Raw genomic sequence first — 26,454 nt, 5'->3', positions numbered from 1 at the left:
TTATTAGTGTAGTGTTGTTTACGTAATATTTATTTACTGGTGAAGGGTTTTGGGAGTGTAATAACAATAGGAATAAACTGGCATATCAATATATTGATATGCCAGCGACAGTAAGGGTGATTATACTTTAAATTGTTCTAGCATATTTTCTTGATGTGCAATTTTATCAACTTGACTTTGCATCGTTTCATCAACCGTGTTTGCTTCATTAAAAACCATATCAGAGATATTTCTTATTTCTAATGCATTGTGATTAACGTCATCGACGACTTGCTTTTGGTCGTTCAACATATTAGCAATTTGCAAGTTTAACTCGACAATATGTGCGATGGCACTGCGTATTGTGTCAAGAGATGATTTAGCCTCGTCAGCTTTACCCACTGTTTTTTCTACTACGGATTGACTTTGTTTCATCACTTGTACTGCGTTGACGGCACCAGATTGTAACTGGTCAATCATGGTTTTAATTTCGGTGGTTGCTTCTTGCGTACGCTGGGCGAGTGTTCTAACTTCATCGGCTACAACTGCAAAGCCTCGGCCAGACTCACCAGCTCGGGCAGCCTCTATTGCTGCATTTAACGCTAGCAGGTTTGTTTGTTCAGCAATACCGTTGATCACAGATAAAATTTGTTCAATCCCACTTGATGATACTTCCAACTCATTAACCACAGTAACTGCCGTGGTGATTTGCTCAGATAAATGCGCAATTGTATCGGTTGTTTCTGTAACAATTTTTTGCCCATCTAATGCCGCGCTATCAGTACCTTGTATTGCTTGTGCTGCTTCTTGGGCGGTATTCGCTACGCGTTGCTCGGTTTCTGACATGTTTTCAGTGGCAGTAGCTAAGGCATTGAGAGATTCAAGCTGTCGTGATATTGCATTGCTTGCATGATTTGCCCCTGAGGAGGTCTGTTTGGCGTCTGCAAGGATTTCATGTCCTAATACTTGGATATCGGCAATAAGTTGCTGTAATCGAGCGGTAAAAAGATTAAAGTTTTGCGCTAAAGATGAAAACTCTGGTTCACTGGCTGTATTGAGTCGTACTGTTAAATCTGCGTTGCCCTGTGCGATATTTGCCATTGCGTCGTTAATATCTGCTAACGGTTTCATAAGGAGGTTAATAACAATCGATAGCACCACAATACTTATGACGACAAATAATACAGTGAAAACGATTGAGTCTTGGGTGAGAGCTTTGATTGCTGAAAATACTTTTTGCTTTTCCAATGCCACACCAACTAACCAGTCATATCCATCCACTTCTTTAAACACAATAATGTGTTCTTTGCCATTTATTGTAAATGATTGACTACTCTGGGTATTAAATGGCAAAGAGCCTAAAAATTGAGACGCGTTTTGGCCGTTTAACTTTGTATCTGGGTGAGAAATTATTATACCGTCTTCACTCACCATAAAAGCAAAACCAGCATCAAATAAATGAAAAGAATTAATCATATTACCGAGTTTGGCCAAACTCACATCAAAAAATATGGCACCGTGAAATTCGCCCGCTTTTTTAACGGGTGTTCCAATTGACACCACTATTTCTTTACTCACTGAATCTGCATAAGGAGCGGTGACTATGATCTCTCCTGCATTTTTGGCATCTGTGTACCAAGGGCGCTTACGAGGATCCCATGTTGGTCCTGGATCCCAAGATGGATTACTCGCGACATATTTTCCTGTTTGCTCTTCTCCATATCCGATGAGAATAAACTGCTCGGTCAGTTTTGGTTGAGAAAGTAAAGGAGCGGCATTGGGCAAAGAATCAATATCGGCCACTAATCCAGTAGTTAAAGCTGCTAAATTAGTACTGCCATCCATTTGTGCAGTGACAGTATTACTCATACCCTGGATAATTTCAGACACACTTTGATCGACTTGCGTCTCAAGGTTATGTTTGATTGAGAAGTATTGCTTTATTGAGAGAACACTCAACGCTAAAAAAAGAACGGCTGATGATACTAAGACAATTTTGTGTTTGAACTTCACGTGACATCTCCAACACTTTACATCATTTAAATGTAAAACATGATCAAAAACTTGCAACAAATTAGTTGCGACTACTGTAACAGATTTCGTTATTTAATCATTGTCGTCGTTAATTTATACGCAATACTTTTGGTAATATTCAGAGTAAGAGCGTAGGGCGGCTATTTTTATCGATTTCAATGGCAAGTAAGATAAAGCCGATTATTATTAGGAGCGTGATTTAACAGGTGATAGCAAAGAGGCGTTTGATTGATTTTATAACGCAGTTCAGGATACGAGACATTTTAATACAAAAAAGCCTGCTAGGTCAGCAGGCTTTTTTACTTGGGTAAGTTGATTACGCGCTTTCTAGTGCTGCACGTGGGTCAACAAATTCCATGTCAAAGCCTTCAGCGACTTCTTTACATGTAATCTTACCATTAAGAACATTTAAGCCATTCATGAAATGCTCATCTTCAAGAAGTGCCGCTTTATAACCTTTGTTCGCAAGTTTAATGATGTACGGTAAAGTTGCATTGTTAAGTGCAAACGTTGATGTACGTGGCACAGCACCTGGCATGTTCGCAACACAGTAATGCACAACGTCATCAACAATGTATGTTGGATCAGCGTGTGTAGTTGCTTTTGAAGTTTCGATACAACCACCTTGGTCAATCGCAACGTCAACAATCGCAGCGCCTGGCTTCATACGTTTGATGTGATCTGCAGTTACCAGCTTAGGTGCAGCAGCACCAGGGATCAGTACGCCACCAATTACAAGGTCAGCTTCTAATACGTGTTTCTCTAGTGCATCTGCAGTAGAGTAGATAGCTTTAACGCGGTTACCGAATTGAGCATCAACACGACGTAATACATCTGTGTTACGGTCAAGGATAACAACGTCTGCACCCATGCCTACAGCCATTTGTGCTGCATTGTTACCAACCATACCACCGCCGATAACAACTACTTTCGCAGGCTCAACACCTGGTACGCCACCAAGTAACATACCGCGACCAGCATTTGACTTTTCAAGTGCCTGTGCACCAGCTTGAATAGACATACGGCCAGCAACTTCACTCATAGGTGCAAGAAGCGGTAATCCGCCACGAGGGTCTGTTACTGTTTCGTAAGCGATACAGATTGATTTGCTCTTAACAAGGTCTTCTGTTTGTGGAAGATCTGGTGCTAAGTGAAGGTAAGTGAATAGGATTTGACCTTCGCGCAACATAGCACGCTCAACAGCTTGTGGTTCTTTTACTTTTACAATCATGTCTGCTTTAGCAAACACATCCGCTGCAGTGTCTAAAATTTCAGCACCTGCTTGAATATAGTCTTCATTAGTGAAACCGATGCCAGTACCTGCATTCGTTTCAACAAATACTTGGTGGCCGTGGTTAATTAGTTCACGAACACTTGCTGGAACCATACCTACGCGGTACTCGTGGTTTTTTATTTCTTTAGGTACACCAATAATCATAATAAATCGCCTTTAATAGAACGGGATAAAATTTTCGACTATTATATTTAGTCTGTAGCAGTGTGTCTCACCTTTTTAACTGTAAACGGTAGTGTTATACTCTGTATTAATTAAATCAACAGAATAAGTAACTAGTCAAATGCATCAACAATTAGACCGAATAGATAGAAGTATTTTAGTTGAATTACAAAAAGACGGCCGAGTATCTAATGTAGAATTAGCTAGACGCATTGGTTTAAGCGCAACGCCGTGCTTGGAGCGCGTTAAAAAACTGGAAAGAGAAGGCTACATTAGAGGATATAAAGCGGTAGTGGATCCTGCTAAAGTAGGGCAGGGCTTGTTAGTATATGTCGAAATAACCATTAGTAAAAACTCTCCAGATGTTTTTGACAAATTTAATCAAGCAGTTAGGCAACATGACGAAATAATTGAGTGTCACCTGGTGTCAGGAAACTTCGATTTTTTGTTAAAAACCCGGGTAACAGATATGTCGGAGTATCGTGGGGTGTTGGGTGATATTTTGTTAAAATTACCTAATGTGAGTGAAAGTCGCACATATGTTGTTATGGAAGAAGTAAAAGGTGAGGAAGGTGAAATTGTAAAACCTTGTGCACCATAAAGAAATTCTTGCTAAGGTGTGGCATAGAATACAGAGTAAAAGAACAAAATAGAGGAATACGCTCTTATGCGTTTAAATGGTATACAACGCCTCCTTGAAACTGGTTTAATTATAAGCACAGCTGCTGCCATTTTCATTTTATGTGCGTTGGTCAGTTATGATCCTATCGACCCATCCTGGTCTCAAACCGGTGAATTTATTAAAGTTAAAAATATCACAGGGACCGCTGGAGCATGGGTTGCCGATATATTGCTTTTGAGTTTGGGCTGGCTTGCATTTTTAGTACCTGCGGTAATACAAACCTTTGGGTATTTGCTTTTTAAAAAGCCACACAAGATATTGCAATTAGATTATACCACTTTGGGCCTACGTGTGATTGGCATGACGCTGTTCATAGCCTCTGCTAGTGCAATAAGCAGTATTAATTTTGATGATATTTTTCAGTTTCCTTCTGGAGGGTTTGTAGGAGACGTAATCGCGGATGCCATGCTGCCTGCATTTAACTTTACCGGCACATCGATACTATTACTATGTTTCTTTTTTGCAGGTTTAACATTATTAACTGGCGTGTCTTGGGTTGAGTTCGTTGATTATATCGGTGAAAGGGTTGTTGCGTTTTTTCGTTGGTTATCACGTAAAGTGGTCGACAGGATGAAGCATAACGTTCCCTCTAGCTTTGATAAAGAACACGTATTTGACGATAAAATGGAAAGCACAGCTAGTGAACTGCAGGGTTTAGATATTGATGTTGGGGAATTGGCTGAAAGTCCAAGACCACAGCTTATACAGCAAAATGAAGTGAGTGAAGAGCTTTCAGACTCTTTAACTCGTGACGCAAAAGAACCTGCGGCTGTACCTAAACCTCAAAAGCTAAAAGATAAACTATTTGGTGCTAAACAAACGGCCGCGGTAACTGAGCAACCAGATATGACATATGTCCAATCGGCACAAAAGGTGCCGGCAGAGCCTTCTGTATTTGATGAATTAGATAACATACTTGAACAAGAAATAAATTTCTCAGCTATTGATGATGAAGGTTTTGATACAGCAGCAGCGCTCAATGCGCTTGATGAGTCAGCGGCTCCCACGTTTACCGCTGACGATAAACCACGCGAGACGACGGTTGTATCTCCCGCTAGGCCAATAAAACAGCAGGTAAGCTCAGAAGAAAAAGCACCAATAACCAATAGCAGCACCTACACGCCACCGCCAACGGCGAAAGAACAGTTTGAAGCATTACTTGAAGAACGTCCGCCAATGGCACCGTTACCTTCTTTAGAGTTATTAGATCGACCTGATAAAAAAGAGAACCCTATCTCGCAGGAAGAACTCGATGCTGTTTCTCGTTTAGTTGAAGTTAAATTACTGGACTTTAATATTCAGGCTGCGGTTGTTGGAGTGTATCCAGGGCCAGTTGTTACTCGGTTTGAATTAGATTTAGCGCCGGGCATTAAAGTCGCTAAAATCACCGGCTTGGCCAAAGATTTGGCACGTTCATTATCTGCTGTCAGTGTTCGTGTGGTCGAAGTTATCCCAGGCAAAACCTATGTTGGGCTTGAACTCCCTAACAAACACCGAGAAATTGTGAGGTTATCTGAAGTCATTGGGGCGCCTAAGTTCACCGAAAATGCATCGCCGCTAACGATGGTATTGGGTAAAGATATTGCGGGTGAAGCTGTTGTGGCCGACCTTGGTAAAATGCCACATTTACTTGTTGCAGGTACGACAGGTTCGGGTAAGTCAGTGGGCGTTAATGTAATGATATTAAGCTTACTGTATAAATCGCCACCTGAAGATGTTCGCATGATAATGATCGACCCGAAAATGCTTGAGTTATCGGTGTATGAAGGGATCCCACATTTACTATGTGAAGTAGTTACGGATATGAAAGAGGCGTCAAATGCCTTGCGTTGGTGTGTTGGCGAAATGGAGCGCCGCTATAAGTTGATGTCGGCATTGGGTGTTCGAAATCTAAAAGGGTATAACCAGAAAGTGAAGGATGCCAAAGAGGCGGGCCACCCGATTTTAGACCCACTCTTCAAAGATACTGATGGTATGGCGACAGAAGCCGAAGAATTAGATAAGTTGCCAAGCATTGTTGTTGTAATAGACGAATTTGCTGACATGATGATGATTGTTGGTAAAAAGGTTGAAGAGTTAATTGCGCGGATAGCACAAAAAGCAAGGGCGGCAGGTATTCACCTTGTTCTTGCGACTCAAAGGCCATCAGTCGATGTTATTACGGGTTTAATAAAAGCAAATATACCTACTCGCATGGCTTTTCAGGTATCGAGTAAGATTGATTCGCGTACCATATTAGATCAACAAGGGGCAGAAAACTTACTTGGTATGGGTGACATGCTGTATTTACCACCCGGTACAAGTGTACCAATCCGTGTTCATGGGGCATTTGTAGATGATCATGAAGTACATGCGGTGGTAAGTGATTGGAAAGCACGAGGCAAGCCCAATTATATTGAAGAAATACTATGCGGTGAAGCTACGGAAGATATTTTGTTACCGGGCGAAGCGGCTGAAAATACAGATGATGAATCTGATCCTTTATATGATGAAGCGGTTGGGTTTGTTATTGAAACGGGAAAAGTGTCTGTATCGAGTGTACAACGTAAACTGCGCGTCGGATATAATAGAGCGGCACGGTTAGTAGAACAAATGGAAACATCTGGTGTAGTAAGCTCACCAGGTCATAATGGGGCCAGAGAAGTGTTGGTGCCAAAAGGTGGAGTAAATTAATGTCCTTTCAAGCAAAAATTTTAAATCGTATTTTGATTAAACCGGCTGTATTAGCTTTTGGGTTTGCATTGAGTTCACAGGCGTGGGCATCTGCTGCTGATGACTTAAAAGCCAAGCTTGCGTTGATGAATAGCTTTGAAGCGAAGTTCAGCCAACAAGTCAAAGATGAGCAGGGCGAATTATTACAATCAGGGCAAGGAAATATAGCATTATCTCACCCGTTAAAAATACGGTGGGAGCAAGTATCCCCTGATGAAACACTATTTGTGTCTGATGGCGAGAAAACATTCTACTTTGATGCGTTTTCAGAACAAGTCACGGTCATGAAAACAAGTGGCCTTATTGATACAACGCCTTTTATATTGCTGACCACTCGTGATACAGCTCAGTGGGAAAAATACCAGATTAGTAACATTGAGCATGGCTATAGAATTACGCCAAAAGAGGGCATTGACTCTCAAGTCGAGATACTCGACATTGCATTTAATAAGGCACAGAACTTATCTGCTATCAAGGTGACTGATTTATCTGGGCAGGTATCTAGCTTTACCTTTGAAGATAGTCGTATAAATCCTAGTTTAGCGAGTTCGTTGTTTACTTTTGAGATCCCTGAAGGTGTTGTCGTTGACGACCAAACTCAAGGTGAGTGATCAAGCGTGACTAATCTTGGATTTAACTTTGCACCGGATGTTAGGCCATTAGCCGCACGTATGAGGCCTACTTGCCTCAAAGACTATATCGGTCAAAGTCATATAATGGGTTCTACACAGCCATTGTATCAAGCTATACAAGCTGGACGTTGCCACAGCTTAATTGTTTGGGGGCCACCTGGCGTTGGGAAAACCACACTGGCTGAGATTATTGCATATCATGCGCAAGCTGAGCTCACTCAGTTATCCGCAGTGTCGTCGGGCGTAAAAGATATACGCGATGCAGTTAATTTAGCCAAAGAGCGATTGATGCAAGGCAAGCGTACGCTGTTATTTGTGGATGAGGTACATCGGTTTAACAAATCACAACAAGATGCTTTTTTACCACATATTGAAGATGGTACGTTTATTTTTATTGGCGCTACCACAGAAAACCCCAGCTTTGCACTTAATAATGCGATATTGTCGAGAGCGCGCGTCTATACGTTAAAACCTCTTGCTGACAGTGAACTTGAATTAGTATTGTCGCGTGCGCTAGCTAATGACTCTTTATTAAGTAAGTTACAGATTAAAATTGACTCCGCAGCAATAAATGCAATAGCAAAAGCCAGCTCTGGCGATGCGCGTAAAGCGCTTAACCTATTAGAGCAAGCCGTTGATTTAGCTGAGCGTAATCGCGATGATGTGGTTATTAACGCAAACGTGTTAATGCATATCTTACCAACACATCTTGCTAAGTATGACAAAGGCGGTGACATTTATTATGACTTAATTTCTGCTTTTCATAAGTCTGTCAGAGGGAGCTGCCCAGATGCCGCATTGTACTGGTTTTGTCGGATATTAGCTGGGGGCGGAGACCCGTTATATGTAGCTCGGAGATTACTTGCGATTGCGACAGAAGACATAGGCAACGCAGATCCAAGAGCAATGCAAGTGGCGTTAAATGCGTGGGATATATATCAGCGTGTAGGGCCGAGTGAAGGAGAGCGAGCGATAGCGCAGGCAACTATTTATTTGGCCAGTGCACCGAAAAGTAACGCAGTGTATACAGCGTTCAAACAAGCCAAACGAGATGCTGAAACTGATCCAGATTTACCTGTTCCTCCACACTTACGTAACGCTCCTACCGCATTGATGAAAGAGCTTGGGTTTGGTGAAGAATACCGCTATGCGCATGATGAAATGGGGGCGTTCGCTGCTGGTGAAAACTACTTTCCAGCAGAAGTAAAAGAACGCTCTTATTACCACCCGACGGACCGTGGGCTTGAAAAGCAGATAAAATCTAAATTGGATTATTTGCAGGAACAAAATCTGCAAAGTGATAGAAAAAGATATCAAGATGATTAAAATGTACCTTACAATAGCACTTGGCGGAGCGCTTGGTGCTTGTTTACGGTTTTTCATTAGTGATATGACCCTAAAACTGCTTGGTAGGGGATTCCCTTTTGGCACGTTGACCGTTAATATTATTGGTTCACTGTTAATGGGCATATTGTACGGTCTTATCGAAAAGCAAATAATTACCGTAAGCCCAGCTAAATCTTTATTAGGAATTGGCTTTTTAGGCGCATTGACAACGTTTTCAACATTTTCGATAGACTCTGTGTTGTTATTGCAACAAGGTCATATTATGAAAATGGCTCTTAATGTGACACTCAACGTGGTTGTGTGTATTTTTATGGCTTGGTTAGGCCTTTGCTTGGTCATGCAAAAAGGTTAGAAATAGCAAATGTTAGATTCAAAATATTTACGTCAAGACATTACAGAAGCAGCAGCACGCCTAGCGAAGCGCGGCTACGATCTGGATGTAGTAACAATTAACGCACTGGAAGAACAGCGCAAAGCACTACAAACAAAAACTCAAGAATTACAAAGTGAACGCAATAGTAGCTCCAAAGCAATTGGCCAAGCCAAAGCGAAAGGTGAAGATGTTCAACCGTTACTTGATGCAGTGGCTAACTTAGGTGACCAACTTAGTGCAGCAAAAGCTGAACAAGATAAAATTCTTGCTGAATTAAATAATATTGCAATGACGCTGCCAAACTTACCCGCTGAAGATGTACCAGCTGGTAAAGATGAAGATGAAAATGTTGAAGTATTAAAGTGGGGTGAGCCAAAGCAATATGATTTTGAACCAAAAGATCACGTTGACTTAGGTGAAGCGTTAGACAAGGGCTTAGACTTTGAAGCGGGTGTAAAACTGACTGGTTCTCGCTTTACAGTGATGCGTGGTGGTATTGCACGCATGCACCGAGCACTTGTGCAACTGATGTTAGATACGCATTCAGACAAAAATGGCTATACAGAAATGTATGTGCCTTACTTAGTTAATAAAGATAGCTTACTTGGCACAGGTCAATTACCTAAATTTGCGGAAGACCTGTTCCACACCAAGGGCTTAGTGAGCGACGATGGCGTTGAGCAAGATGGCTTTAGCTTGATCCCAACAGCAGAAGTGCCGCTGACTAACTGTGCGCGAGACGAGATCTTTGATGAAAAAGAACTGCCTGTTAAAATGACAGCGCATACGCCTTGTTTTAGAAGTGAAGCGGGCAGTTATGGTCGAGATACACGAGGTCTAATTCGCCAACACCAATTTGATAAAGTTGAACTCGTACAATTAGTGAAGCCTGAAGATTCTATGGCTGCACTAGAAGAGCTTACCGGGCATGCAGAGCAAATTCTACAAATATTAGAATTGCCTTATCGTAAGGTTGTATTGTGTACTGGAGACATGGGCTTTGGCGCATGTAAAACCTATGATTTAGAAGTATGGCTACCGGCACAAAACACCTATAGAGAAATATCTTCTTGTTCAAATATGTGGGATTTCCAATCTCGCCGTATGCAAGCGCGTTTCCGTCGCCAAGGTGAGAAAAAGCCTGAATTACTGCATACGCTAAATGGTTCTGGTTTAGCTGTTGGTCGTACGCTAGTCGCTATATTAGAAAACTACCAGCAAGCTGATGGCAGTATTGTTGTACCAGAGGCGTTGCGTGGTTATATGGGTGGGCTCGAGCTTATAAAATAATTTAGTTATGTAAGTTTGATACTAAACGACAGGCCTAGGCTCAACGCTTAGGCTTTGTTGTTTTCAGGGAATGCTTCATATAACCAAGAAAAGGCATATGCATATTTTTAAAAAGGTTTTTATCAATAAAAAAGCCAGCATACAAAGCTGACTTTTTATTACTAGTGTTACTGTTGTTAAATGTTAAATCTTAAATCTTAAATCTTAAATCTTAAATCTTAAATTTGGATGTGGAATTTAACAGGTTGTCTGATAATTTATGTAGGTTTTGTGCAACATCACCGACCTGAGATAGCGAGTTCATGGTTTCTTCAAAAGAGCTATGCATATTAGACACATTATCCACTACCATGGCAGCCACGGAAGTTTGCTCTTCGGTCGCCGTCGCTATTTGAGAGTTCATGCCATTAATTGCTAATATTTGCTCTGAGATCAGCTGAATAGAGGTCCCCGTTGCTTCAGCTGCTTGTGCATTATTAGTTGCCATATCTCTTGCGCTGTTCATCGCTGTTACAGAATCAGAGGCCGCGACGGTTAATACATTTATTAATTCACGTATCTCATTGGTTGATTTGGCGGTTCTTGATGCCAGCTCACGAACTTCGTCAGCAACTACGGCAAAGCCTCGACCTTGTTCACCAGCTCTTGCAGCTTCTATGGCAGCATTGAGTGCCAGTAAGTTAGTTTGTTCAGCAATTGATGTAATAACGTTGAGAATTTGCGTTACGTTCTGCGTATCATCTGCGAGTTTATTTATGGTGTTAGCCGCTTTATTTATTTCTTCACTTAGGTCTTGTGATTGCGCAACAGATACATTAATTTGCTTCATACTTTCGTCGACTGCGTTTTCCGCTAGCTCAGCTGCTTGAAATGCGTTTGCCGCTGACTGAGAGATATCACCAACGCTTTGCTTCATTTCCTCCATTGATTGGCGCACCACTTCAGCATCGCTTGACTGTTGCTGCGTTGCTTGTTCTGCTGATTGCATTCCATGTACCAATCTAGTTGAGTTCTGAGTCAGTGGCTCGACAACAGCGACTACGTCAACAACGGTTGATCTTAATAAATTTACAAACGCGTTAAAGTTGCGCGACACCTGTCCTATTTCATCAGCGGAATGTACTGTTAATTGTGAGCTTAATGACCCTTTTCCTTCGGCGAGTAAATGTAGGTTACCTGCAGCTTCTTTCGCAGCTGAACTAATTCCTTTGGCGATCAATACCGCAAGTACTATCACGATGAGTAACGATATAACCGTCACAATGAACATTTTTGTTAATGCATTATCGGCGTTTACTTTAGTGTTGTTTACGAGTTCGAAGAAACGATTGTCAGCGCGCTTTTGGTCTTCACTCAACCGCACCATGATAGACTCAAATAGGTCACTTTTTTGTTTTGCCTTTTGTGGCAGGGTTGCAAAATCAGCTGTGCCATCAATCATACTGTTGGCGATATTTTTAGCGATGATTTCATATTTTTTTATGTCATTAATGGTGCTGGTAGTCGGGAATTTATTACTTAAACTTGGAATTTGTTCGAGGTTATCTAGTAAAGATGCGCTTACGGCTTGTGCTTTGTCTATTAGCTCAGCGTCTCCAAATGTCACTGACTGAGTATAGGTCTCGTCCAAAGCTTGCATCATTGTGGCATTTTTTGATGTAAGGATTAGTAATTTATACGTTTGATTTTCAAGCTCATCGAGTGATTGCTGATTTGCTTGCATTGAGTTGTAGTTGATCATCACCAAAACAACAAAGGCGGATACCGCGACAATCGTTATGGCATGTATCTTTTTTGAGATACTTAAGTTTTTTGAATGCAATAATAAAGACATATAACACCTTGTAAGCTAACAATATTACAACATCTTGGTTGTGATATACGACCAGATAAGTCGGTACATAAGGCTTTGTGCCTATTTCGTATGTATCCAACATCTGTCTAAAGCTTAGTCTCAATCCAATTTTTATCAATAAAACTTTCTTTTTCGGATGTTTAACTATACTTAACTTGCCAAACAACCCTAGATTAGCGGAGCTATCTATGAAATTAAAAACTACTCTCTTGATCGCAGCTTTGACTTCAACCGCGCTTCACGCAGAGGTCAATATATCCGGTTTTGCAAGTATAAACGGTGGTAAAGTCTTAAGTGGGTCTGGTGTCCCTCAATTTGGACTCGACCCTACGTTTCTAGCAGACTATCCAATTGTTAGTGCATACAAAGAAGATTTTTCCTTTTCACCAGAGTCATTAATCGGCTTACAAGTTAGTGGTGATTTGGGAGAAGGTCTAAGTGTCATAGGTCAAATTGTTGCTCGTGGAGCGAACGATTATGATGCGGAATTTGAATGGGCATATGTGTCGTATGATATTAACGACAATTGGACTATTCAAGCAGGTAAAAAACGGTTACCACTGTTTTACTACTCTGACTTCTATGATGTGGGATATGCGTATGTGTGGATGCGAGCACCCGCGGATAACTACACATGGCAGATATTTAATTATGAAGGGGTAAATCTTCTTTATAACGGTTCTATAGGTGATTGGGGTATTTCAGCCAATGTTTACACCGGTCGTGAAGATGACGAAGAGAATAAGTTGTTATCAGATTTCTTCTTTCAAACACCGACCAGAGAGATTTGGGAAGATATTCTCGGGGGCGTCGTACAGCTTAGTTATGATTGGTTAGAGATCAGAGCAACACATATGCAGTATACAAATAGAAGGTTCCGCAATGGCGAAGCTTCTATGTGGGATGGTAAAGATTCTCGAGAAGGAAAGTTCTACGGTTTAGCGGCAAACGCTGACTTTGGAAACTTTTTTGTTTTGACTGAGTTTAATCGGTTGGATCTTGGTGGGAACCTAGATACTTATATGATAAGTGCCGGGTATAGAATTAATGACTTTACCCCCTATGTTATGGTTTCAAATTTTGAGGGGGAAGGCGAGGATGCAGAAAAGCATGATACACAAGCCTTAGGTGTTCGCTGGGACTTTCACCCATCTGCGGCATTTAAAGTACAATACGATAAAGTTAAAGATGATTCGGTATCACTTGCAGTCGCAGGCGATAGTGAGGCTTTGACAATTGGTATTGATGTGGTTTTTTAGGAGGATAGATCATGAAAAAATTAATGTGTTTATTACTATTAACCACGGCAAGCTCTGCCTACGGAGCTGTATCAGTCATTGTGCACCCTAGTAATGGGAGTAGTTTTGAGTCATCTACCATTAAACGAATTTTTACGGGTAAAGAAAAGTCATTTTCAAATGGCAATAAAGTGATCCCGATATCACAAGAAGCGGGCAGTGCGGTTACGGATGAGTTTAACGATAAAGTCCTGAATAAGTCGTCAGCTCAACTTAAAGCATATTGGTCAAAGCTGATATTTACTGGTAAAGGTACACCACCGAAAGAAGTGTCGAATGATGCCGAAGTACTCAAAATGATATCGACTAACCCTGACACAATTGGATTTGTGTCATCAGATGCTGTGACGGATCAAGTTAAAGTGGTAAAGCAATTTTAGACTAAACGGGAAGGCATATACATGCCTTCCTTTTTTGTTACCTATTAACTGTTATGCTTTCTTAGAGTTGCTCTAATGAGTAATATGAACATGTAGCAGTTTAGTTACCCCATGGGTTTTGCGGGGTAGCGCGCTGTTTTCGTGTTCTTGCTCTATCTTTTGCTGCTTTCTTTTCTTGAATTCTTTTTGCGTCAGTAAAGCTTAACTCACACGGTGTGCCAGGCACTTGACCCTCGGGTACAATTCTATCGCGGGGCGGCAGCTCATATTGTACATCGTCAGGTTTTGGTAGGTTCTTTAGACGATATAAATAAAAGTTTTCAACTTTTTCTTGTGCCCATACTGTTTTCTTTAAAAATTTTACAGTTGATTCAATGCTTGGGTTAGTCTTTAAGCAATTTAGCTGTAAGTAAGCATGTAAGATTTCCCATCCATATTGGTCGACCAACTCAATAACAACTTGCTCTAATTTTACCCCAGTTAACGGGTTGCTTGCGTATAGCTCTTTGTTATTCATTTTCACTCACTTACTAATATAAATTACTGCAATTATAATGAGAATTAGCAACTAATGAAACCGTATTTATGGCTTTTAGATAAACTAGACTTGGGAGGGGAGTTTAAGGTTTGCTAGTTTTTGCGCATGGGAGTGATACGGAAATTCTTTTTATGGTTTTTTCTTTGACTGGCTTAGGGGAGCTATTAATAGTAGCCTGCCATGCTTTAGACAGCTCACTATGGGCTAAAAGATTGACGAACTCAGTTATTGAAGGAGAAACCTCTGTTGCGTTTAGCAGTGGCATACTCTTCTTTAGCGTGTTGACTTGTTCAGGTAAGAGCGTTTTACCTTGGTGCTTTACACTGACGATCAGGTTTTGCCAGTAGAGGTATGCAATAAAATCAGGGTGTTCGCTTTGTTCGACAAATTTACTAACAGCAGGCATAAATCGTGAGAAATCAGACCAATTTGATGTAGTAATCATGGTTTTTAAGAGGTTGAGACCCACACTAGACGAGAGAAAAGTGTTATTGTTCATACTGTGGATTAGAAATGCTTTCTTATATACAGACTTCGCTTCAACATAGCGGTTTTGCAACTGATAAAAATTACCTAAGTTATTATATAAACCGGCTTTTACACTCTTTTTACTTACCACTTCTAACTGTTCTTTAAGCAATTCAATTGCTTTGCTATGTTGCTCAGTATAACGATAGATAACGGATAGGTTGCTTACCACCTTGCTAAGTTGTTGCTCTGATTTGGCCCAATTTAGTGCACATTTGTTTAAGTACTCAGCATAACTGTAATCACCTGTTCTGCGATGATAAATCGCCATTGGCACAAATATATTAAACTCACCATGCGTTGTACTGGCTACCCAGTCATATTGTGATGCTATGTTTAAAGCGGTATTGATTAGTTTAGGTCTGTCAGTTCGTATGGCAGCTTCCATACCTGCTAAGTGAAGCTCCATAGAACCGGTCGATGGTGACGATGGAATTTGTGAAACGATGTTTTGGTAATAACTAATCGCTTGATGGGGCGAGCGTTTATTAAGTTCTTTTAGCTCGTTCAAAGCAGCAAATAATTCTGCTGGGCTCATGAGCGTCGTCAACATTACACCAAGTGAACTTAATAACATTTTTGGCCCCAATTTATACTGCTAACTGGCTTAATTATATCAGTAAAACTTGGAGCTGATGGAAAGTTAATTTCCAGCAGCTCAATAAGCCAGCTTTTCGTGCTGTAATATTTTATATTTTAAAATATTCGACTTCACCCTTAAGTTGGCTTGATAGGCTATTCAAGGACGTTACGGCTTTTTCATTGTTTTGCATCGACTGTATTGCATCGCTCGACATGGTTGAAATTTGTTCCATTGCACTGGTTATATCACCGACAACATTCACTTGGTCTGACGTGGCCTTGGCAACCTCTTTTATTCGTTTTAACGAGTCAGCTGCTTGTTCTTCAATATTTTCTAACAGTTCACTGGCTTTCGTCGTACGATCTTTCCCACTAAGCACTTGAGGTTGGGTAGTTTCCATTGCAGTAACACTTGCAGCTGTTTCTGCTTGAACTTCAGAAATCATGGTTTCGATTTGTGATGTCGCTTCACCTGTTCTTTGTGCTAATTGACGAACCTCATCTGCGACCACAGCAAAACCTCTTCCTGTTTCTCCAGCACGCGCGGCTTCAATCGCGGCGTTCAGTGCAAGTAAGTTTGTTTGCTCCGAAATGCCACTGATCACATTCACGATACCGCCAATCTCTTTGGTACGAGACTCTAACTTTTTAACTTGGCTAACTGCTTTATCGACCGTAGCTGAAATTTTTTCCATTTCTTGCGCCGCATCAAACACCAGCTCTCTGCCTTGTTTTGCATTATCGGTGGTCATGGATGAATTGTTTTCGGTTAATTGAGCAATTTGTGAAACTTGGTCAATACTATGTCGCATATCTGAAAGCTTCGATGCAGTATCTGCGGTCAAAGATGCCTGTTGCTTTGCAGCGTCAAGTACTGAAGCTGAACCTTGAGCTACATCACTCACTTGAACTGAGACATTTTGTGAAGCTGTAACAATGTTACGCACCGTGGTGGTAAGCGTTTTACTCATATCAGACAAAGAGTCTAAGATACTGCCTGGTGGGTGTTCTGTATTCGTGTGCGTTAATGACCCGTTGGCCATCGCTTTTATTGCTCGTTCTGCCTCAAATGGTTCGCCACCGAGTGAGGAGCGAAAACTACGCTCGATCATAAACCCAACAAAAATCGAAATTGCAATGGCTAAAGCGCACAGAGACAACATTAATTCTTGGAATCCACCAGCAACAGACCGGGCTTCAGGTGTTAGCTGCTGATTTTTGATCTCTTGAAAATCAATAAATTGATTGATTGTATTAAGCCACCCAACAAATGCTGGACGTGCTTCATCGAGTATCGTGGCGGTCATGACCGCGCCGTTTCTTTTTTCAGAGATAATTTTTTCGATAAGAGGAAGTGTATCGGCTTGGATTTGATCAATTTTATTTAGTATGTTTTGTTCTTCTCGAGAAAAGAACACGCCGCTGGACTTCATTTGATTCATTTTATTCTCTGACTCACGATAAAAACGAGCTAGTTCATTAATTTCTGATTCAAATTTATTTATTTCTTGAGGCGAGCGAGCCATTGCGATGTCTCTGATCGCGATAGCTCGGTCATGTACACTGCCTCTGTAGTTGATTGCATATCGTTGTTTTACAGAGTTCACATCGGTGATTTCAGACAGGGTATGGTCAATAAAGTTAACTTTTATAATTCCCATCACGGTGAGTAAAATCAGCAAGCTTAAAATAAACCCAAACCCTATACCCAACCGTGTTTTTACTTTTAATGTTGATAAATAGTCCAATTTGATACCTACTAAGATTGTTTAAAAGCTCAACTGTTTGTAATACTAGCAAAATATTTACCATTGTAGACACAAAGACCGGACTTATATGGTATTAATTGCAGGGTAGGTTGCCTATTCTGCTTATTTTTTATTTCAATCAGTTATATCGCCTTTAAACTCGCTTATCTAGGCTTGTATTGTGTGCTGCAGTGACTTCGTGTCACTTTACTGCTTCTCAACTTTAAATGTTTGTTTTTACGCCCCCGATGCCTTTTGCGCCACATTTTAAAACTATTGCTGCTCATATGCTTACGCATAAACCCTGTCAGTTGGCTGTCACTTAAGCCGTATAATATGTTAATTGCTTCATATGGCGTACGGTCTTCCCATGCCATCTCGATTATTCGCGATATATCTTGTTCTTTGAATAGCATTTTAATTTTAGGTGTGTGAGGTGGTTTAGAGCATTAAGTACGTATGGAGAAGAAAAATAGATCGGTACATGTTAAAGTTAGTGCGGGCTGTGGGGAGTTGAAATTACGGTTTAGAATCTTAATTGACTTATTTGTTCTTTCGTAATTTTTGGGAAGTCTGTTCTATTTTTATATTTTTGATATAAGTTACTGAATATCGCCGTTTTACTGATTTTATCTAGTTCAGACATAAATACTTTGGCCTGCTTATTCTTGCTTCGGCAACACCGCTGATACCTGTTTAATAATTCTGACATGGTGAACTGACGAGTTGGCAGAGTATTAAGTGCAATTTCAGCTTCAATGAAAAAGGCAGCGCCACTCCAATAGACTCTCTGTTGAGCATTTAATGACCACATATTTTCCGAGACTGAGCTTAACTTATTTCTTATATGCCGTGTTTGTAGTTTACCTCGTTGCAAACCGCTCCACAGTCTATGAGTAAATTCGGCGCGTGAAATCAGATTGGCATTAAACATAATGACGTTTTGTAAATAGGTCGCCAACCCTTCGCTCACCCAAAAGTCTTGATAATAAAAAAGTGGGTGATATAAATGGGAAAGCTCATGATATAAAGTCCAATCGTCAATTAAAGCGGTGTCGTTTGCATAGCGATTGAAATGCAGTTCAACACCATCTGTTTTACCTCGAACCACATTGGCCCAAGGGACGGGTTCCAAGGTGAAATATTGTGGTTTTAGGTTGACGACAATTGTACTCTGCTCAAGTTGGCCAAGAGAGTGCTCAGTTGCCTTAATTCCATGTTTAATCCAAGTTTTAACAACTGATTGCTGAGCGTTTGATAAGTCAGCTAAGTTTTTATAGCTTGGCTCAGCACATAGAGCTGTGTTCAAAAGTAGCCAAATTACCATAATGGTAACCAATAAATGCGAGATAATATATTGCATGATATTCGCGCTTATTGTGATGGTTTTTATCAACACGGCCTTCCTTTTTATAGTACTCAATACATGAAGAATAGATGGAATAGATTCAAACATAACAACTGAAATGTTGTGTTTTACACTATGAAACTATCTCAAGTGAATACTGCTATCAAGTATGTAATTATTATTTTAATAATGAATAATAAAATCATGAGATTAAAAATTATGTTTAAATTAGTTACGTGTTCTATCTTTGTGCTGAATATAAGTATTGTTTCGGCAAACCCGCTTATAGGTACTTGGCAGTATGTTAAAGGTCAATATGCAACTGAAAATGGATTAGTAGAAGCACAGGCACCTCAGTTAACGTCTACTAAAATAGTCTCTGACGGACATTTTAATTACATCACTCAGCAGGGCGGAAAGTTTCTATATGCTGGCGGAGGAACTTATACCTTGGACAAAGATCACTTTATTGAGCATGTTAAATATGGAAATGTAGCATCAATATTGGGTAAAACGATGGCATTTACCTATAAAGTTGAAGGTGATTTATGGCACCACACGTTACATGAAGATGGCAAATTAGTTGAAAAAGAGATTTGGAAAAGAGTTGCTCCGTAATGTTCTCAGTGTCTCATAGTCAGTCTATTGCATTATGTCGAGGCATCAAGTACTAAGACATTTAGCGCATTGATTAACTGAGGGCGACCCTTATAATCAAGCGAATAATGATAACAAATACACTTGAAGATCTTCTTACAACCGTCAACTGTAGTAGTGAAGACTGATGCATGTATAATGTATGCCAAATGTAGCTAAAGGGGTACTCATGGGAATTGAGCATAAAACACGCACGCAACTTGTCGCAGAAGCAATAAGAGAAAAGATCTTATCTGGAGAAATAAAAGCGGGTGATCCGCTGCGCCAAGCCGCGTTAGCTGAAGAGTTAAATGTGAGCCGTATTCCTGTAAGAGAAGCATTATTGCAGTTAGAAGCAGAAGGGCTGGTTAATTTTGAAGCTCATAAAGGCGCAACAGCAACTATGCTAAGCGCAGATCAAATAGATGAGATATTTGATTTGCGCGCTTTGTTAGAAGCTGAGTTATTACGGCATTCTATTGTTAATTTAACACCAAGAGATCTGTTAGAAGCTGAAGCCATTTTATATGATTTAGAAGAAGCAACTGCCGCGGGGGATACGCAACTTGCTACGGGCAAGCTTAATGCTGAGTTTCATGTAAAACTATATAGTAAAGCAAATCGACCTCAAACTGCGGAGTTAGTGGCGATGTACGGCAAAAACTCTGAGCGCTATGTACGTATGCATATTTTGCTTGCTGGCGGTATTAAAACCGCACCTGAGGAGCATCGTACTTTACTCGAGTTCTGTAAAACTAAAGACGTTAACGCAGCCTGTGACTTTTTAAAAAAACACATCACAGGTGCAAAAGATGACATAAAGCAGCTTTTGGTTAAAATGGAACAAAGCCAATAGTTGAATATTTAATATTGTATACAATTTAATATTGCGCTATGTTGTGACCTACTTGTACACAACTACATAGCGCAATGGTTACTATTTACTCTAATCGTCAAACCCAACTTTCTCATAAACTTCTTAAAAATGATCTGGCAGCTATGCTCGTTTTTGGTCATGAAAATATTCAGTATTTAACTGGGTTCACGGGTAATGCTGCTTACTTAATCGCGTCTCATACTACCTATACCCTAATCACAGATTATCGATATGTTGATCGCGCCAAACAAGAGTCGCATAATTGTAACCTAGTATGCCGAGACCGAGAGACAGAACCTTTGGGTGAGTGCATTAAAAGGTTTTTGCCGAAAGGAGAACATATTGGATTCGACGCGTCTTACGTGACAGTGGCTATGTGGCAGGAAATTACCCATTTTGTAAAATGCAACTTCCAGCCTGTTATAGGGCTTATAGAACAATTGAGGTCAGTTAAAGAACAGTGTGAAGTAAGTTGCATTCGTAAAGCAGCAGAAATTGCTGATATGGCGTTAGTAGATACCTTAAAGCAGATTAAAGTCGGGATCACTGAAAAGGAGCTTGCTAATTTTCTCGACTACAGAATGCAGCAGTTAGGCTCTGATGGTGTTAGTTTCGACACTATACTGCTTTTTGGTATTCGCAGTGCGCTACCACATGGCAAACCAAGTGAAATGCAGTTAAAAGAAGGCGATTTTATACTGATTGACTTTGGCGCTGTAGTAAACGGATATCGCTCGGATATGACACGTACCTACGTATATAAAAAAGCCTCTCAAGAACAGCAACAGTTATTTAATACGGTACTTACTGCTCATACTGCAGCTTTGAGTGAAGTATGTGATGGTGCGTCATGTTCAACAGTTAATGATGCCGCACAAAAAGTAATTGATGCGGGAGGTTACAAAGAGTATGGGGGTAAAGGTATTGGTCATGGGTTAGGGCTGTATCTCCATGAAGCACCTTTTATCACGCCTACAAATAACACCGTATTGAACGCTGGAAATGTGATCACCATTGAACCTGGTGTGTATATCCCTGATGTTGGCGGGGTAAGAATCGAAGATGACATATTAGTTAATCATAATGGGTATGAGTGTTTAACTCATGCCCCAAAGCACTTTATATTGGAGTAAAGGAAATGCATATTATCTCAGAACAGCAAGTACATAGCAGTCTTCACTTTGATGGAGTGATCAGTGCGTTGAGAAATGGATTTAAGAAGCCTGCAGGTACTCCGCCACGTCACGTTTATTCATTAAATGAGTGTGATAGTAACCATGATGCTTTTGCTGTACTTCCTGCATGGAATGATGAAGTCATCGCAGTAAAGTCATTTACGTATTTTCCGAGCAATATGACACGTGGCTTGAAAAGCCTTTATTCTAAGATAATGCTATTTGACCGTACTCATGGTGAACCCCTTGGGTTAATCGACGGTACAAGTGTAACGTTATGGAGAACCGCAGGGGTTTCTGCGTTAGCTTCGGCGTATTTATCGCGCTCTGATAGCAAGCATTTAGTATTTTTTGGTTCGGGTAATTTAGCGCTTTATATGATTGAGGCACATGTTAGTGTGAGAGCAATCAATAAAGTGACGTTAATTGCCCGAAATAAGACGAAAGCAAAATCTCTTTTATTAACGTTGACAAGCAAGTTTACACATATTCAATTTTGTATAGGCATTGCTGATGAAGCGACTATAGCAAGCGCTGATATTATAAGTTGTGCAACTGGCGCTCATTCACCTTTATTTAATGGACACTGGTTAAAGCCTGGGTGTCATGTTGATTTAATTGGTAATCACCATAAAGATGCAAGAGAGTGCGATACCGTTACGATCAGTTGCGCAAAGTTATTTGTGGATAGTAAAGTCAATGTACTAAATGAGGCGGGGGAAGTGTTATTGCCAATAGCGGAAGGAGCCATTTCACAGTCACATATTATTGCTGAACTTAGTGAGATACACCAACTTAATTTTACCAGAATGGCGGAAGATATTACCGTTTTTAAGTCAGTAGGAATGGCATTAAGTGACTTATTAATAGCTCAGCTGGTTTACAGGCTAGTATTATGAATTGGCTATTAATGTTGGTCGTAGCGATGCTATTTTTAACATCTTTAGTCTTGTGGCAAGGTAAAAAAAAACGATTAAACAAGCGAGTTTGGCGCCAAGTTCAAGTAATTAATTTGGTCACTGTGAAACAGCACAAAGCGGGTCCAATAGAATTACTTGGAGAGTCTAGCTTATTGGTAGAGTTTATGTTTTTAGGCCAACTGCACAGTTGTCAGACTGGCTATAGGCAACAGCTCATTCAATCCTTTAATTCAAATGCACCAACTTTTATCTTGATAGATCCAAATAACCCGAGTCAATGTTACTACAATGCTTGTCAACAAACTAAGTACGCAAGGTTATGGGTTTTGGTGTCGTTTGCTACGCTCGCTTGTTTTGCGCTAAGTCATATTCTACCGAAAATATAGCAAGTTAATTTGCACCCTACCTAAAACCTATTACGCTTAACTAAGCTTTATGATGAGTGTGGGCGTAATTTAATGAAATGGCTTATTGTTGGGCTATGTTTGTATCAAAGCTGCGTGTTTGCGCAAAGTGAAGAATATAGCTTTTGCTTTTCTCGATGGTGGCCGTTTAGTTTTGTTGAACAGGACTCTGTAGCAAAGGGTATTCAAGTGGATCTACTAACGTATGCGCTAAGTACAGCCAATATCAGTGCGTCATTTACTGAGCTTCCGTATAAGAGGTGTATTGATGATGTACAAGGTGGGAAATACGATTTTACTTTGCATATAGATAGCTCTGATTCGCTAAACTTAGTGGAACATATGGTATCTGTGTGGGAGATGGCATTAGCGGTCAATGTAAACAACCGTCACTTAACCCTTGAAAAAATTAAATCTCTTCCGTTTTTTAGCGTGGTGATTGCACAAGAGTACCCGTATCCAGACGAAGTCATAGAGGTGTTATCTGATATAAAGGCCGTGATTATTAAGCGTTCTTATTATGAAGGGTCGGACGAAGACGCAAGAGCACTCTTTGACATACTGGCTTCTAATCGTGTTGGCGCTATATTAATCGATAAGCGCTGGGCTGAAAAAACCATTGCGCAATTTAATTTACCAGTGGCGATATTACCAGAGCTTGTTCACTCTGAGCGGCAATTTATTGGCTTTACCGATAGTAATAAACAAAAAGCGCATAAATTAAGTACGTTATTAAAAGCGATGACTGATCAAGAGGTTCGTTCGATTGAAATGGATTATCAATAGCGTAGAGGGGGATTTTATTCGGAGTACCTATAATAGTCGTTAAATACTTTTTTGATTAATATAAACGTGTTATGACTTAAAGGTAAATAAGTATTGATGGTGTAATGCGCTGTAATTGGTAATTTATAAAAGATATGTAATCATGTAATTATTTATTTTTAAGCAATTAATTATTGCGTAAATGTGGTGGGTTTTATTGTGTAGAAACCTGCACACTACCCGTTATAAAAGGAAGTTTTATGCTTGGGCCTGTGCTAGCGTTTGCAAAGTTAGATGTACCACTACAAGACTTGGACTTGTCGCATGATATTAATACTGCGCAAAGTTCTCAGTGGGTAGACCACGTAAATAGTGCGTGTTACGAAGGCCGATGGGATGTATTGCCTTTATTGGTGCCTAAAGAGCATGTCGATAGCCATATCATTTTACAGTCATTTCCGTTCGGAAATGAATCTCAGTGGGTAGAAAGTCACTTCCTAAAAAAGCTTCCAATAATCAAGGCCCTTATTGCTCGTTTTCAGTGTGAAGTCTTATCTGCGCGTTTAATGCGCCTTCATAATAATGCCTATATAAAGCCCCATAGAGATCAGGGCCTAAGTCTTGAGGCATCATCACAGGCTCGTATTCACATTCCTTTAGAGACGACTCCCGACGTGCGGTTTCAAGTAGATAATGCGTTGGTTCCTATGGATGTAAATAGCGTGTGGTATATCAACGCTGACGCAGAGCATTCGGTAAAGAATTTAGGCGATACGCCAAGAACTAATCTAGTTATAGATTGCAATGTTAATGAGTGGCTATTTAATTTAATTGTTAACTCTAAAAGCAAAACATATTGCTGTAAAAAAGTAAGTTAAGGAGATAGCGACATAATGAAACTTAATATTCCAAACGGGCTAAATATAAGGCCGTCGAATACTGCAGATAAGCCATTTTTAGAAAAACTGCACCATTCGATGCGCCAAGATTTACAGCTAATTGACGGCGAAAAAGATTTCGTAGAGTCAATTGTGGAATTGCAATTTCGGGCTCAAACCCAAGGGTATGGGGATAAGTTCCCCAATGCAATGTACTTCATTATAGAAAAGCATCATGAAGCGATAGGCAAAGCAACCATTGATTTTGGCCCGAACGAAATTCGCATCGTCGACATTGGTTTTTTACCCAGCGCTCGAGGGCATGGCTTTGGCTCAGCAATTATTCAATCATTTCAAAATGCCGCATTACAGTCTGGTGCGCCATTAACCCTCTCTGTTGAGCAAAATAATATGGCAGCCAAGCAGTTATATTGTCGTTTAGGGTTTCAGGTGGAATCTATTAGCCCGCCATATGAATTTATGGTGTGGTACCCGCACCCTGTGAAGCTAATGAGTGGTGTGTGACTAAGTTAAATTTAAGAAAGGGGGCGAATATGGAAAAGTTTACGTTTGAAAATGTGGAAAGTGCACAAGGCACACTTGTAAAAGTTGTGGGTCAAAATGGTGAAGTAGAGCTGGAGATATCATCAGTTCAAAAATCAAAGCTTGATGGTGACGAGTGGAATGCATTTTGTGTACTGCTAAATGGTAAAGCCAATGAGCCTTTAAGCCAAGGTACTTATAAGCTCGTACATGAAGCATTCGGAGAAGCAGAGCTGTTTCTATCGCCAAATAGTGAAACTGAGTATGAAATTCATGTGGCTCAACATCGCTAGTTATAGCGGGTTAGGTTAACACTTTAGCTTGGTAATAACTAAAGTAAATCATTAGTTTAACAAAAGTGAGTAAGGAGATTTATATGGCTGAACCGTTTACGTCTGAAATACGGCCTTTTGCGTTTAACTTTGCGCCTAAAGATTGGGCATCTTGTGATGGTCAGGTGATTCCAATTTCTCAAAACGGGGCTTTGTACGCGTTACTATCATCTCAATTTGGAGGGGATGGGAGAAGTAATTTTTCATTGCCAGACCTTCGAGGGCGAACGCCAATCGGGCAAGGAACTCTGAGAAGTGAGCCTAGTGGGCTATTTAAGGTAGGCAATCAGTATGGAGTAGAAAATGTCACGCTCAGTATTGCTGAAATGGCCGCCCATTCGCATCGTGTGCAAGCGACCAGTACAGAAGCAATAAATAACCCAACTTTTACCGATGCAGTATTTGCTCGCAGCAAAGACCTTAGGGGTACTGCTACTGAACCGTTTATGTATAACTCAGCGACAAGTCTAACAGGACTGGCGCATGACGTTGTTTCTATCGTGGGGGAGGGGCAGTCTCATACGAACATTCAACCTTTGTTAGCACTGAATTTTTGTATGGCACTTGACGGTATTTTCCCACCAAGAAATTAATAAGGAGAAAGCATGTCTGAATCATTTATGGGTGACATAAAGATGATGGCCACCACCTTTGCACCACGACAATGGGCAATGTGTAATGGCGCTGTTATTGACGTAAATCAAAACCAACCTCTGTTTGCACTTATAGGGACGCAATACGGAGGGAATGGACGCTCATCCTTTGAGTTACCTGATATGAGAGGGCGTATCCCCGTTCATTTTGGCCAAGGGCCGGGCTTACAAAACTACCCGCTTGGAGCTAAAACGGGTGTAGAGGTGGTTACCTTACAAAAGAGTCAAATCCCTGCACATACTCATAGCTTACAGGCTAGTAATAACAGTGCAAACACATCCACTGCAATTGGTAATGTGCTTGCAAAAAGCCCAGAAACGGAAACTGCTTATACTTCAAACGCAGGTACTTCTAAAGTACAAGAATTAAGTGCCATGGCGGTGGAGTCTGCGGGAGATACTGAACCGCACTATAATATGATGCCTTACTTGGCCATTCACTTTGTTATTTGCCTGCAAGGCATTTTTCCATCAAGAAACTAGAGGAGA

27 protein-coding genes are annotated in these 26,454 nt (G+C 40.5%); 19 read left to right on the top strand and 8 right to left on the bottom strand.

The genetic code is table 11. The features are described 5' to 3' along the window. Window positions 1–120 precede the first annotated feature (120 nt). Window positions 121–1,992: a methyl-accepting chemotaxis protein gene (locus PCIT_RS11665; RefSeq protein ID WP_010363287.1), complete on the bottom strand. Its 1,872-nt coding sequence runs from the start codon at window positions 1,990–1,992 to the stop codon at window positions 121–123. A gap of 337 nt (window positions 1,993–2,329) precedes the next feature. Next, entirely contained in the window at window positions 2,330–3,451 is a 1,122-nt protein-coding gene (ald, locus tag PCIT_RS11660) for an alanine dehydrogenase (protein ID WP_010363288.1), read from the bottom strand. A gap of 139 nt (window positions 3,452–3,590) precedes the next feature. On the opposite strand from ald, the gene lrp reads away from it, so the two are divergent. The 6 genes from lrp (at window position 3,591) to serS (ending at window position 10,505) form a co-directional block, all read left to right on the top strand. Then, the gene (lrp, locus tag PCIT_RS11655; protein ID WP_010363289.1) at window positions 3,591–4,070 is read left to right on the top strand and encodes a leucine-responsive transcriptional regulator Lrp; all 480 of its coding nucleotides are present in this window, start codon (window positions 3,591–3,593) and stop codon (window positions 4,068–4,070) included. 66 nt (window positions 4,071–4,136) lie between these two features. Next, window positions 4,137–6,824 (top strand): DNA translocase FtsK, encoded by a 2,688-nt coding sequence (locus PCIT_RS11650; RefSeq protein ID WP_010363290.1) that lies wholly within the window; start codon window positions 4,137–4,139, stop codon window positions 6,822–6,824. Continuing rightward, window positions 6,824–7,474: an outer membrane lipoprotein periplasmic chaperone LolA gene (lolA, locus tag PCIT_RS11645; protein WP_010363291.1), complete on the top strand. Its 651-nt coding sequence runs from the start codon at window positions 6,824–6,826 to the stop codon at window positions 7,472–7,474. The genes PCIT_RS11650 and lolA overlap by 1 nt, the downstream gene beginning before the upstream one ends. A 6-nt stretch (window positions 7,475–7,480) precedes the next feature. Then, entirely contained in the window at window positions 7,481–8,821 is a 1,341-nt protein-coding gene (locus PCIT_RS11640; protein ID WP_010363293.1) for a replication-associated recombination protein A, read from the top strand. After that, window positions 8,814–9,194, top strand: a complete 381-nt coding sequence (gene crcB, locus PCIT_RS11635; protein WP_010363295.1) for a fluoride efflux transporter CrcB — start codon at window positions 8,814–8,816, stop codon at window positions 9,192–9,194. The genes PCIT_RS11640 and crcB overlap by 8 nt, the downstream gene beginning before the upstream one ends. 9 nt (window positions 9,195–9,203) lie before the next feature. Beyond that, entirely contained in the window at window positions 9,204–10,505 is a 1,302-nt protein-coding gene (gene serS, locus PCIT_RS11630) for a serine--tRNA ligase (protein ID WP_010363297.1), read from the top strand. 211 nt (window positions 10,506–10,716) lie between these two features. Here serS and PCIT_RS11625 read toward each other — a convergent pair whose 3' ends face one another. Next, window positions 10,717–12,339, bottom strand: coding sequence for a methyl-accepting chemotaxis protein (locus PCIT_RS11625; protein WP_010363298.1), 1,623 nt, complete (start codon window positions 12,337–12,339; stop codon window positions 10,717–10,719). A gap of 209 nt (window positions 12,340–12,548) precedes the next feature. Between PCIT_RS11625 and PCIT_RS11620 the strand changes: the two genes are divergently transcribed. Next, a complete protein-coding gene (locus PCIT_RS11620; protein WP_010363301.1) occupies window positions 12,549–13,619 on the top strand; it encodes a porin in 1,071 nt (356 codons plus the stop codon). 11 nt (window positions 13,620–13,630) lie between these two features. Further along, window positions 13,631–14,038, top strand: a complete 408-nt coding sequence (locus PCIT_RS11615) for a type 2 periplasmic-binding domain-containing protein (RefSeq protein ID WP_010363302.1) — start codon at window positions 13,631–13,633, stop codon at window positions 14,036–14,038. A 100-nt stretch (window positions 14,039–14,138) separates the two neighbouring features. Here the strand turns inward: PCIT_RS11615 and PCIT_RS11610 are convergent, their stop codons facing one another. The 5 genes from PCIT_RS11610 to PCIT_RS11590 all read right to left on the bottom strand — a co-directional run bounded on the left by PCIT_RS11610 (window position 14,139) and on the right by PCIT_RS11590 (window position 18,833). Next, the gene (locus PCIT_RS11610) at window positions 14,139–14,555 is read right to left on the bottom strand and encodes a VF530 family protein (protein WP_010363304.1); all 417 of its coding nucleotides are present in this window, start codon (window positions 14,553–14,555) and stop codon (window positions 14,139–14,141) included. A 103-nt stretch (window positions 14,556–14,658) separates the two neighbouring features. Then, window positions 14,659–15,681: a tetratricopeptide repeat protein gene (locus tag PCIT_RS11605; RefSeq protein ID WP_010363307.1), complete on the bottom strand. Its 1,023-nt coding sequence runs from the start codon at window positions 15,679–15,681 to the stop codon at window positions 14,659–14,661. A 112-nt stretch (window positions 15,682–15,793) separates the two neighbouring features. Then, window positions 15,794–17,434, bottom strand: coding sequence for a methyl-accepting chemotaxis protein (locus tag PCIT_RS11600; protein WP_010363309.1), 1,641 nt, complete (start codon window positions 17,432–17,434; stop codon window positions 15,794–15,796). Window positions 17,435–17,598: 164 nt separating this feature from the next. Continuing rightward, a complete protein-coding gene (locus PCIT_RS11595; RefSeq protein WP_010363311.1) occupies window positions 17,599–17,850 on the bottom strand; it encodes a TIGR03643 family protein in 252 nt (83 codons plus the stop codon). A gap of 110 nt (window positions 17,851–17,960) precedes the next feature. After that, window positions 17,961–18,833 carry a M61 family metallopeptidase gene (locus PCIT_RS11590; RefSeq protein WP_010363313.1) on the bottom strand — a complete coding sequence of 291 codons (873 nt, stop codon included), beginning with the start codon at window positions 18,831–18,833 and terminating at the stop codon, window positions 17,961–17,963. Window positions 18,834–19,001: 168 nt separating this feature from the next. Between PCIT_RS11590 and PCIT_RS11585 the strand changes: the two genes are divergently transcribed. The 11 genes from PCIT_RS11585 to PCIT_RS11535 all read left to right on the top strand — a co-directional run bounded on the left by PCIT_RS11585 (window position 19,002) and on the right by PCIT_RS11535 (window position 26,448). Next, window positions 19,002–19,400: a hypothetical protein gene (locus PCIT_RS11585; protein ID WP_040697396.1), complete on the top strand. Its 399-nt coding sequence runs from the start codon at window positions 19,002–19,004 to the stop codon at window positions 19,398–19,400. A 208-nt stretch (window positions 19,401–19,608) separates the two neighbouring features. Continuing rightward, entirely contained in the window at window positions 19,609–20,274 is a 666-nt protein-coding gene (locus PCIT_RS11580) for a GntR family transcriptional regulator (RefSeq protein WP_010363316.1), read from the top strand. Between the two features lie 74 nt (window positions 20,275–20,348). Next, the gene (locus PCIT_RS11575; RefSeq protein WP_010363317.1) at window positions 20,349–21,428 is read left to right on the top strand and encodes a M24 family metallopeptidase; all 1,080 of its coding nucleotides are present in this window, start codon (window positions 20,349–20,351) and stop codon (window positions 21,426–21,428) included. Window positions 21,429–21,433: 5 nt separating this feature from the next. After that, the gene (gene lhpI / locus PCIT_RS11570; protein ID WP_010363318.1) at window positions 21,434–22,369 is read left to right on the top strand and encodes a bifunctional Delta(1)-pyrroline-2-carboxylate/Delta(1)-piperideine-2-carboxylate reductase; all 936 of its coding nucleotides are present in this window, start codon (window positions 21,434–21,436) and stop codon (window positions 22,367–22,369) included. Beyond that, window positions 22,366–22,776, top strand: coding sequence for a hypothetical protein (locus PCIT_RS11565; protein ID WP_010363319.1), 411 nt, complete (start codon window positions 22,366–22,368; stop codon window positions 22,774–22,776). Before lhpI ends, PCIT_RS11565 begins: the two co-directional genes overlap by 4 nt. A gap of 72 nt (window positions 22,777–22,848) precedes the next feature. Further along, window positions 22,849–23,580, top strand: coding sequence for a type 2 periplasmic-binding domain-containing protein (locus tag PCIT_RS11560; RefSeq protein ID WP_010363320.1), 732 nt, complete (start codon window positions 22,849–22,851; stop codon window positions 23,578–23,580). A gap of 239 nt (window positions 23,581–23,819) precedes the next feature. Next, window positions 23,820–24,437, top strand: a complete 618-nt coding sequence (locus PCIT_RS11555; protein ID WP_010363321.1) for an aspartyl/asparaginyl beta-hydroxylase domain-containing protein — start codon at window positions 23,820–23,822, stop codon at window positions 24,435–24,437. A gap of 15 nt (window positions 24,438–24,452) precedes the next feature. Continuing rightward, window positions 24,453–24,962, top strand: a complete 510-nt coding sequence (locus tag PCIT_RS11550; protein ID WP_010363323.1) for a GNAT family N-acetyltransferase — start codon at window positions 24,453–24,455, stop codon at window positions 24,960–24,962. A 29-nt stretch (window positions 24,963–24,991) separates the two neighbouring features. Continuing rightward, window positions 24,992–25,273 (top strand): DUF6916 family protein, encoded by a 282-nt coding sequence (locus tag PCIT_RS11545; protein ID WP_010363326.1) that lies wholly within the window; start codon window positions 24,992–24,994, stop codon window positions 25,271–25,273. A gap of 83 nt (window positions 25,274–25,356) precedes the next feature. Then, window positions 25,357–25,905, top strand: coding sequence for a phage tail protein (locus tag PCIT_RS11540; RefSeq protein WP_010363327.1), 549 nt, complete (start codon window positions 25,357–25,359; stop codon window positions 25,903–25,905). 12 nt (window positions 25,906–25,917) lie between these two features. Beyond that, window positions 25,918–26,448: a phage tail protein gene (locus PCIT_RS11535; protein ID WP_010363330.1), complete on the top strand. Its 531-nt coding sequence runs from the start codon at window positions 25,918–25,920 to the stop codon at window positions 26,446–26,448. Window positions 26,449–26,454: the final 6 nt, after the last annotated feature.

Origin of the sequence: Pseudoalteromonas citrea (assembly GCF_000238375.3) — a bacterium.
GTDB lineage: Bacteria > Pseudomonadota > Gammaproteobacteria > Enterobacterales > Alteromonadaceae > Pseudoalteromonas > Pseudoalteromonas citrea.
The sequence above is the reverse complement of the archived record's forward strand: the minus strand, read 5'-3'. Positions and strand labels throughout refer to the sequence as shown.

Bases quoted from the DNA above. Each gene is read 5' to 3' on its own strand.
- ald (WP_010363288.1), bottom strand. From the start codon at position 3,451: ATGATTATTGGTGTACCTAAAGAAATAAAAAACCACGAGTACCGCGTA.
- lrp (WP_010363289.1), top strand. From the start codon at position 3,591: ATGCATCAACAATTAGACCGAATAGATAGAAGTATTTTAGTTGAATTA.
- PCIT_RS11650 (WP_010363290.1), top strand. From the start codon at position 4,137: ATGCGTTTAAATGGTATACAACGCCTCCTTGAAACTGGTTTAATTATA.
- lolA (WP_010363291.1), top strand. From the start codon at position 6,824: ATGTCCTTTCAAGCAAAAATTTTAAATCGTATTTTGATTAAACCGGCT.
- crcB (WP_010363295.1), top strand. From the start codon at position 8,814: ATGATTAAAATGTACCTTACAATAGCACTTGGCGGAGCGCTTGGTGCT.
- serS (WP_010363297.1), top strand. From the start codon at position 9,204: ATGTTAGATTCAAAATATTTACGTCAAGACATTACAGAAGCAGCAGCA.
- PCIT_RS11625 (WP_010363298.1), bottom strand. From the start codon at position 12,339: ATGTCTTTATTATTGCATTCAAAAAACTTAAGTATCTCAAAAAAGATA.
- PCIT_RS11620 (WP_010363301.1), top strand. From the start codon at position 12,549: ATGAAATTAAAAACTACTCTCTTGATCGCAGCTTTGACTTCAACCGCG.
- PCIT_RS11615 (WP_010363302.1), top strand. From the start codon at position 13,631: ATGAAAAAATTAATGTGTTTATTACTATTAACCACGGCAAGCTCTGCC.
- PCIT_RS11610 (WP_010363304.1), bottom strand. From the start codon at position 14,555: ATGAATAACAAAGAGCTATACGCAAGCAACCCGTTAACTGGGGTAAAA.
- PCIT_RS11605 (WP_010363307.1), bottom strand. From the start codon at position 15,681: ATGTTATTAAGTTCACTTGGTGTAATGTTGACGACGCTCATGAGCCCA.
- PCIT_RS11595 (WP_010363311.1), bottom strand. From the start codon at position 17,850: ATGCTATTCAAAGAACAAGATATATCGCGAATAATCGAGATGGCATGG.
- PCIT_RS11585 (WP_040697396.1), top strand. From the start codon at position 19,002: ATGTTTAAATTAGTTACGTGTTCTATCTTTGTGCTGAATATAAGTATT.
- PCIT_RS11580 (WP_010363316.1), top strand. From the start codon at position 19,609: ATGGGAATTGAGCATAAAACACGCACGCAACTTGTCGCAGAAGCAATA.
- PCIT_RS11575 (WP_010363317.1), top strand. From the start codon at position 20,349: ATGGTTACTATTTACTCTAATCGTCAAACCCAACTTTCTCATAAACTT.
- lhpI (WP_010363318.1), top strand. From the start codon at position 21,434: ATGCATATTATCTCAGAACAGCAAGTACATAGCAGTCTTCACTTTGAT.
- PCIT_RS11565 (WP_010363319.1), top strand. From the start codon at position 22,366: ATGAATTGGCTATTAATGTTGGTCGTAGCGATGCTATTTTTAACATCT.
- PCIT_RS11560 (WP_010363320.1), top strand. From the start codon at position 22,849: ATGAAATGGCTTATTGTTGGGCTATGTTTGTATCAAAGCTGCGTGTTT.
- PCIT_RS11555 (WP_010363321.1), top strand. From the start codon at position 23,820: ATGCTTGGGCCTGTGCTAGCGTTTGCAAAGTTAGATGTACCACTACAA.
- PCIT_RS11550 (WP_010363323.1), top strand. From the start codon at position 24,453: ATGAAACTTAATATTCCAAACGGGCTAAATATAAGGCCGTCGAATACT.
- PCIT_RS11545 (WP_010363326.1), top strand. From the start codon at position 24,992: ATGGAAAAGTTTACGTTTGAAAATGTGGAAAGTGCACAAGGCACACTT.
- PCIT_RS11540 (WP_010363327.1), top strand. From the start codon at position 25,357: ATGGCTGAACCGTTTACGTCTGAAATACGGCCTTTTGCGTTTAACTTT.
- PCIT_RS11535 (WP_010363330.1), top strand. From the start codon at position 25,918: ATGTCTGAATCATTTATGGGTGACATAAAGATGATGGCCACCACCTTT.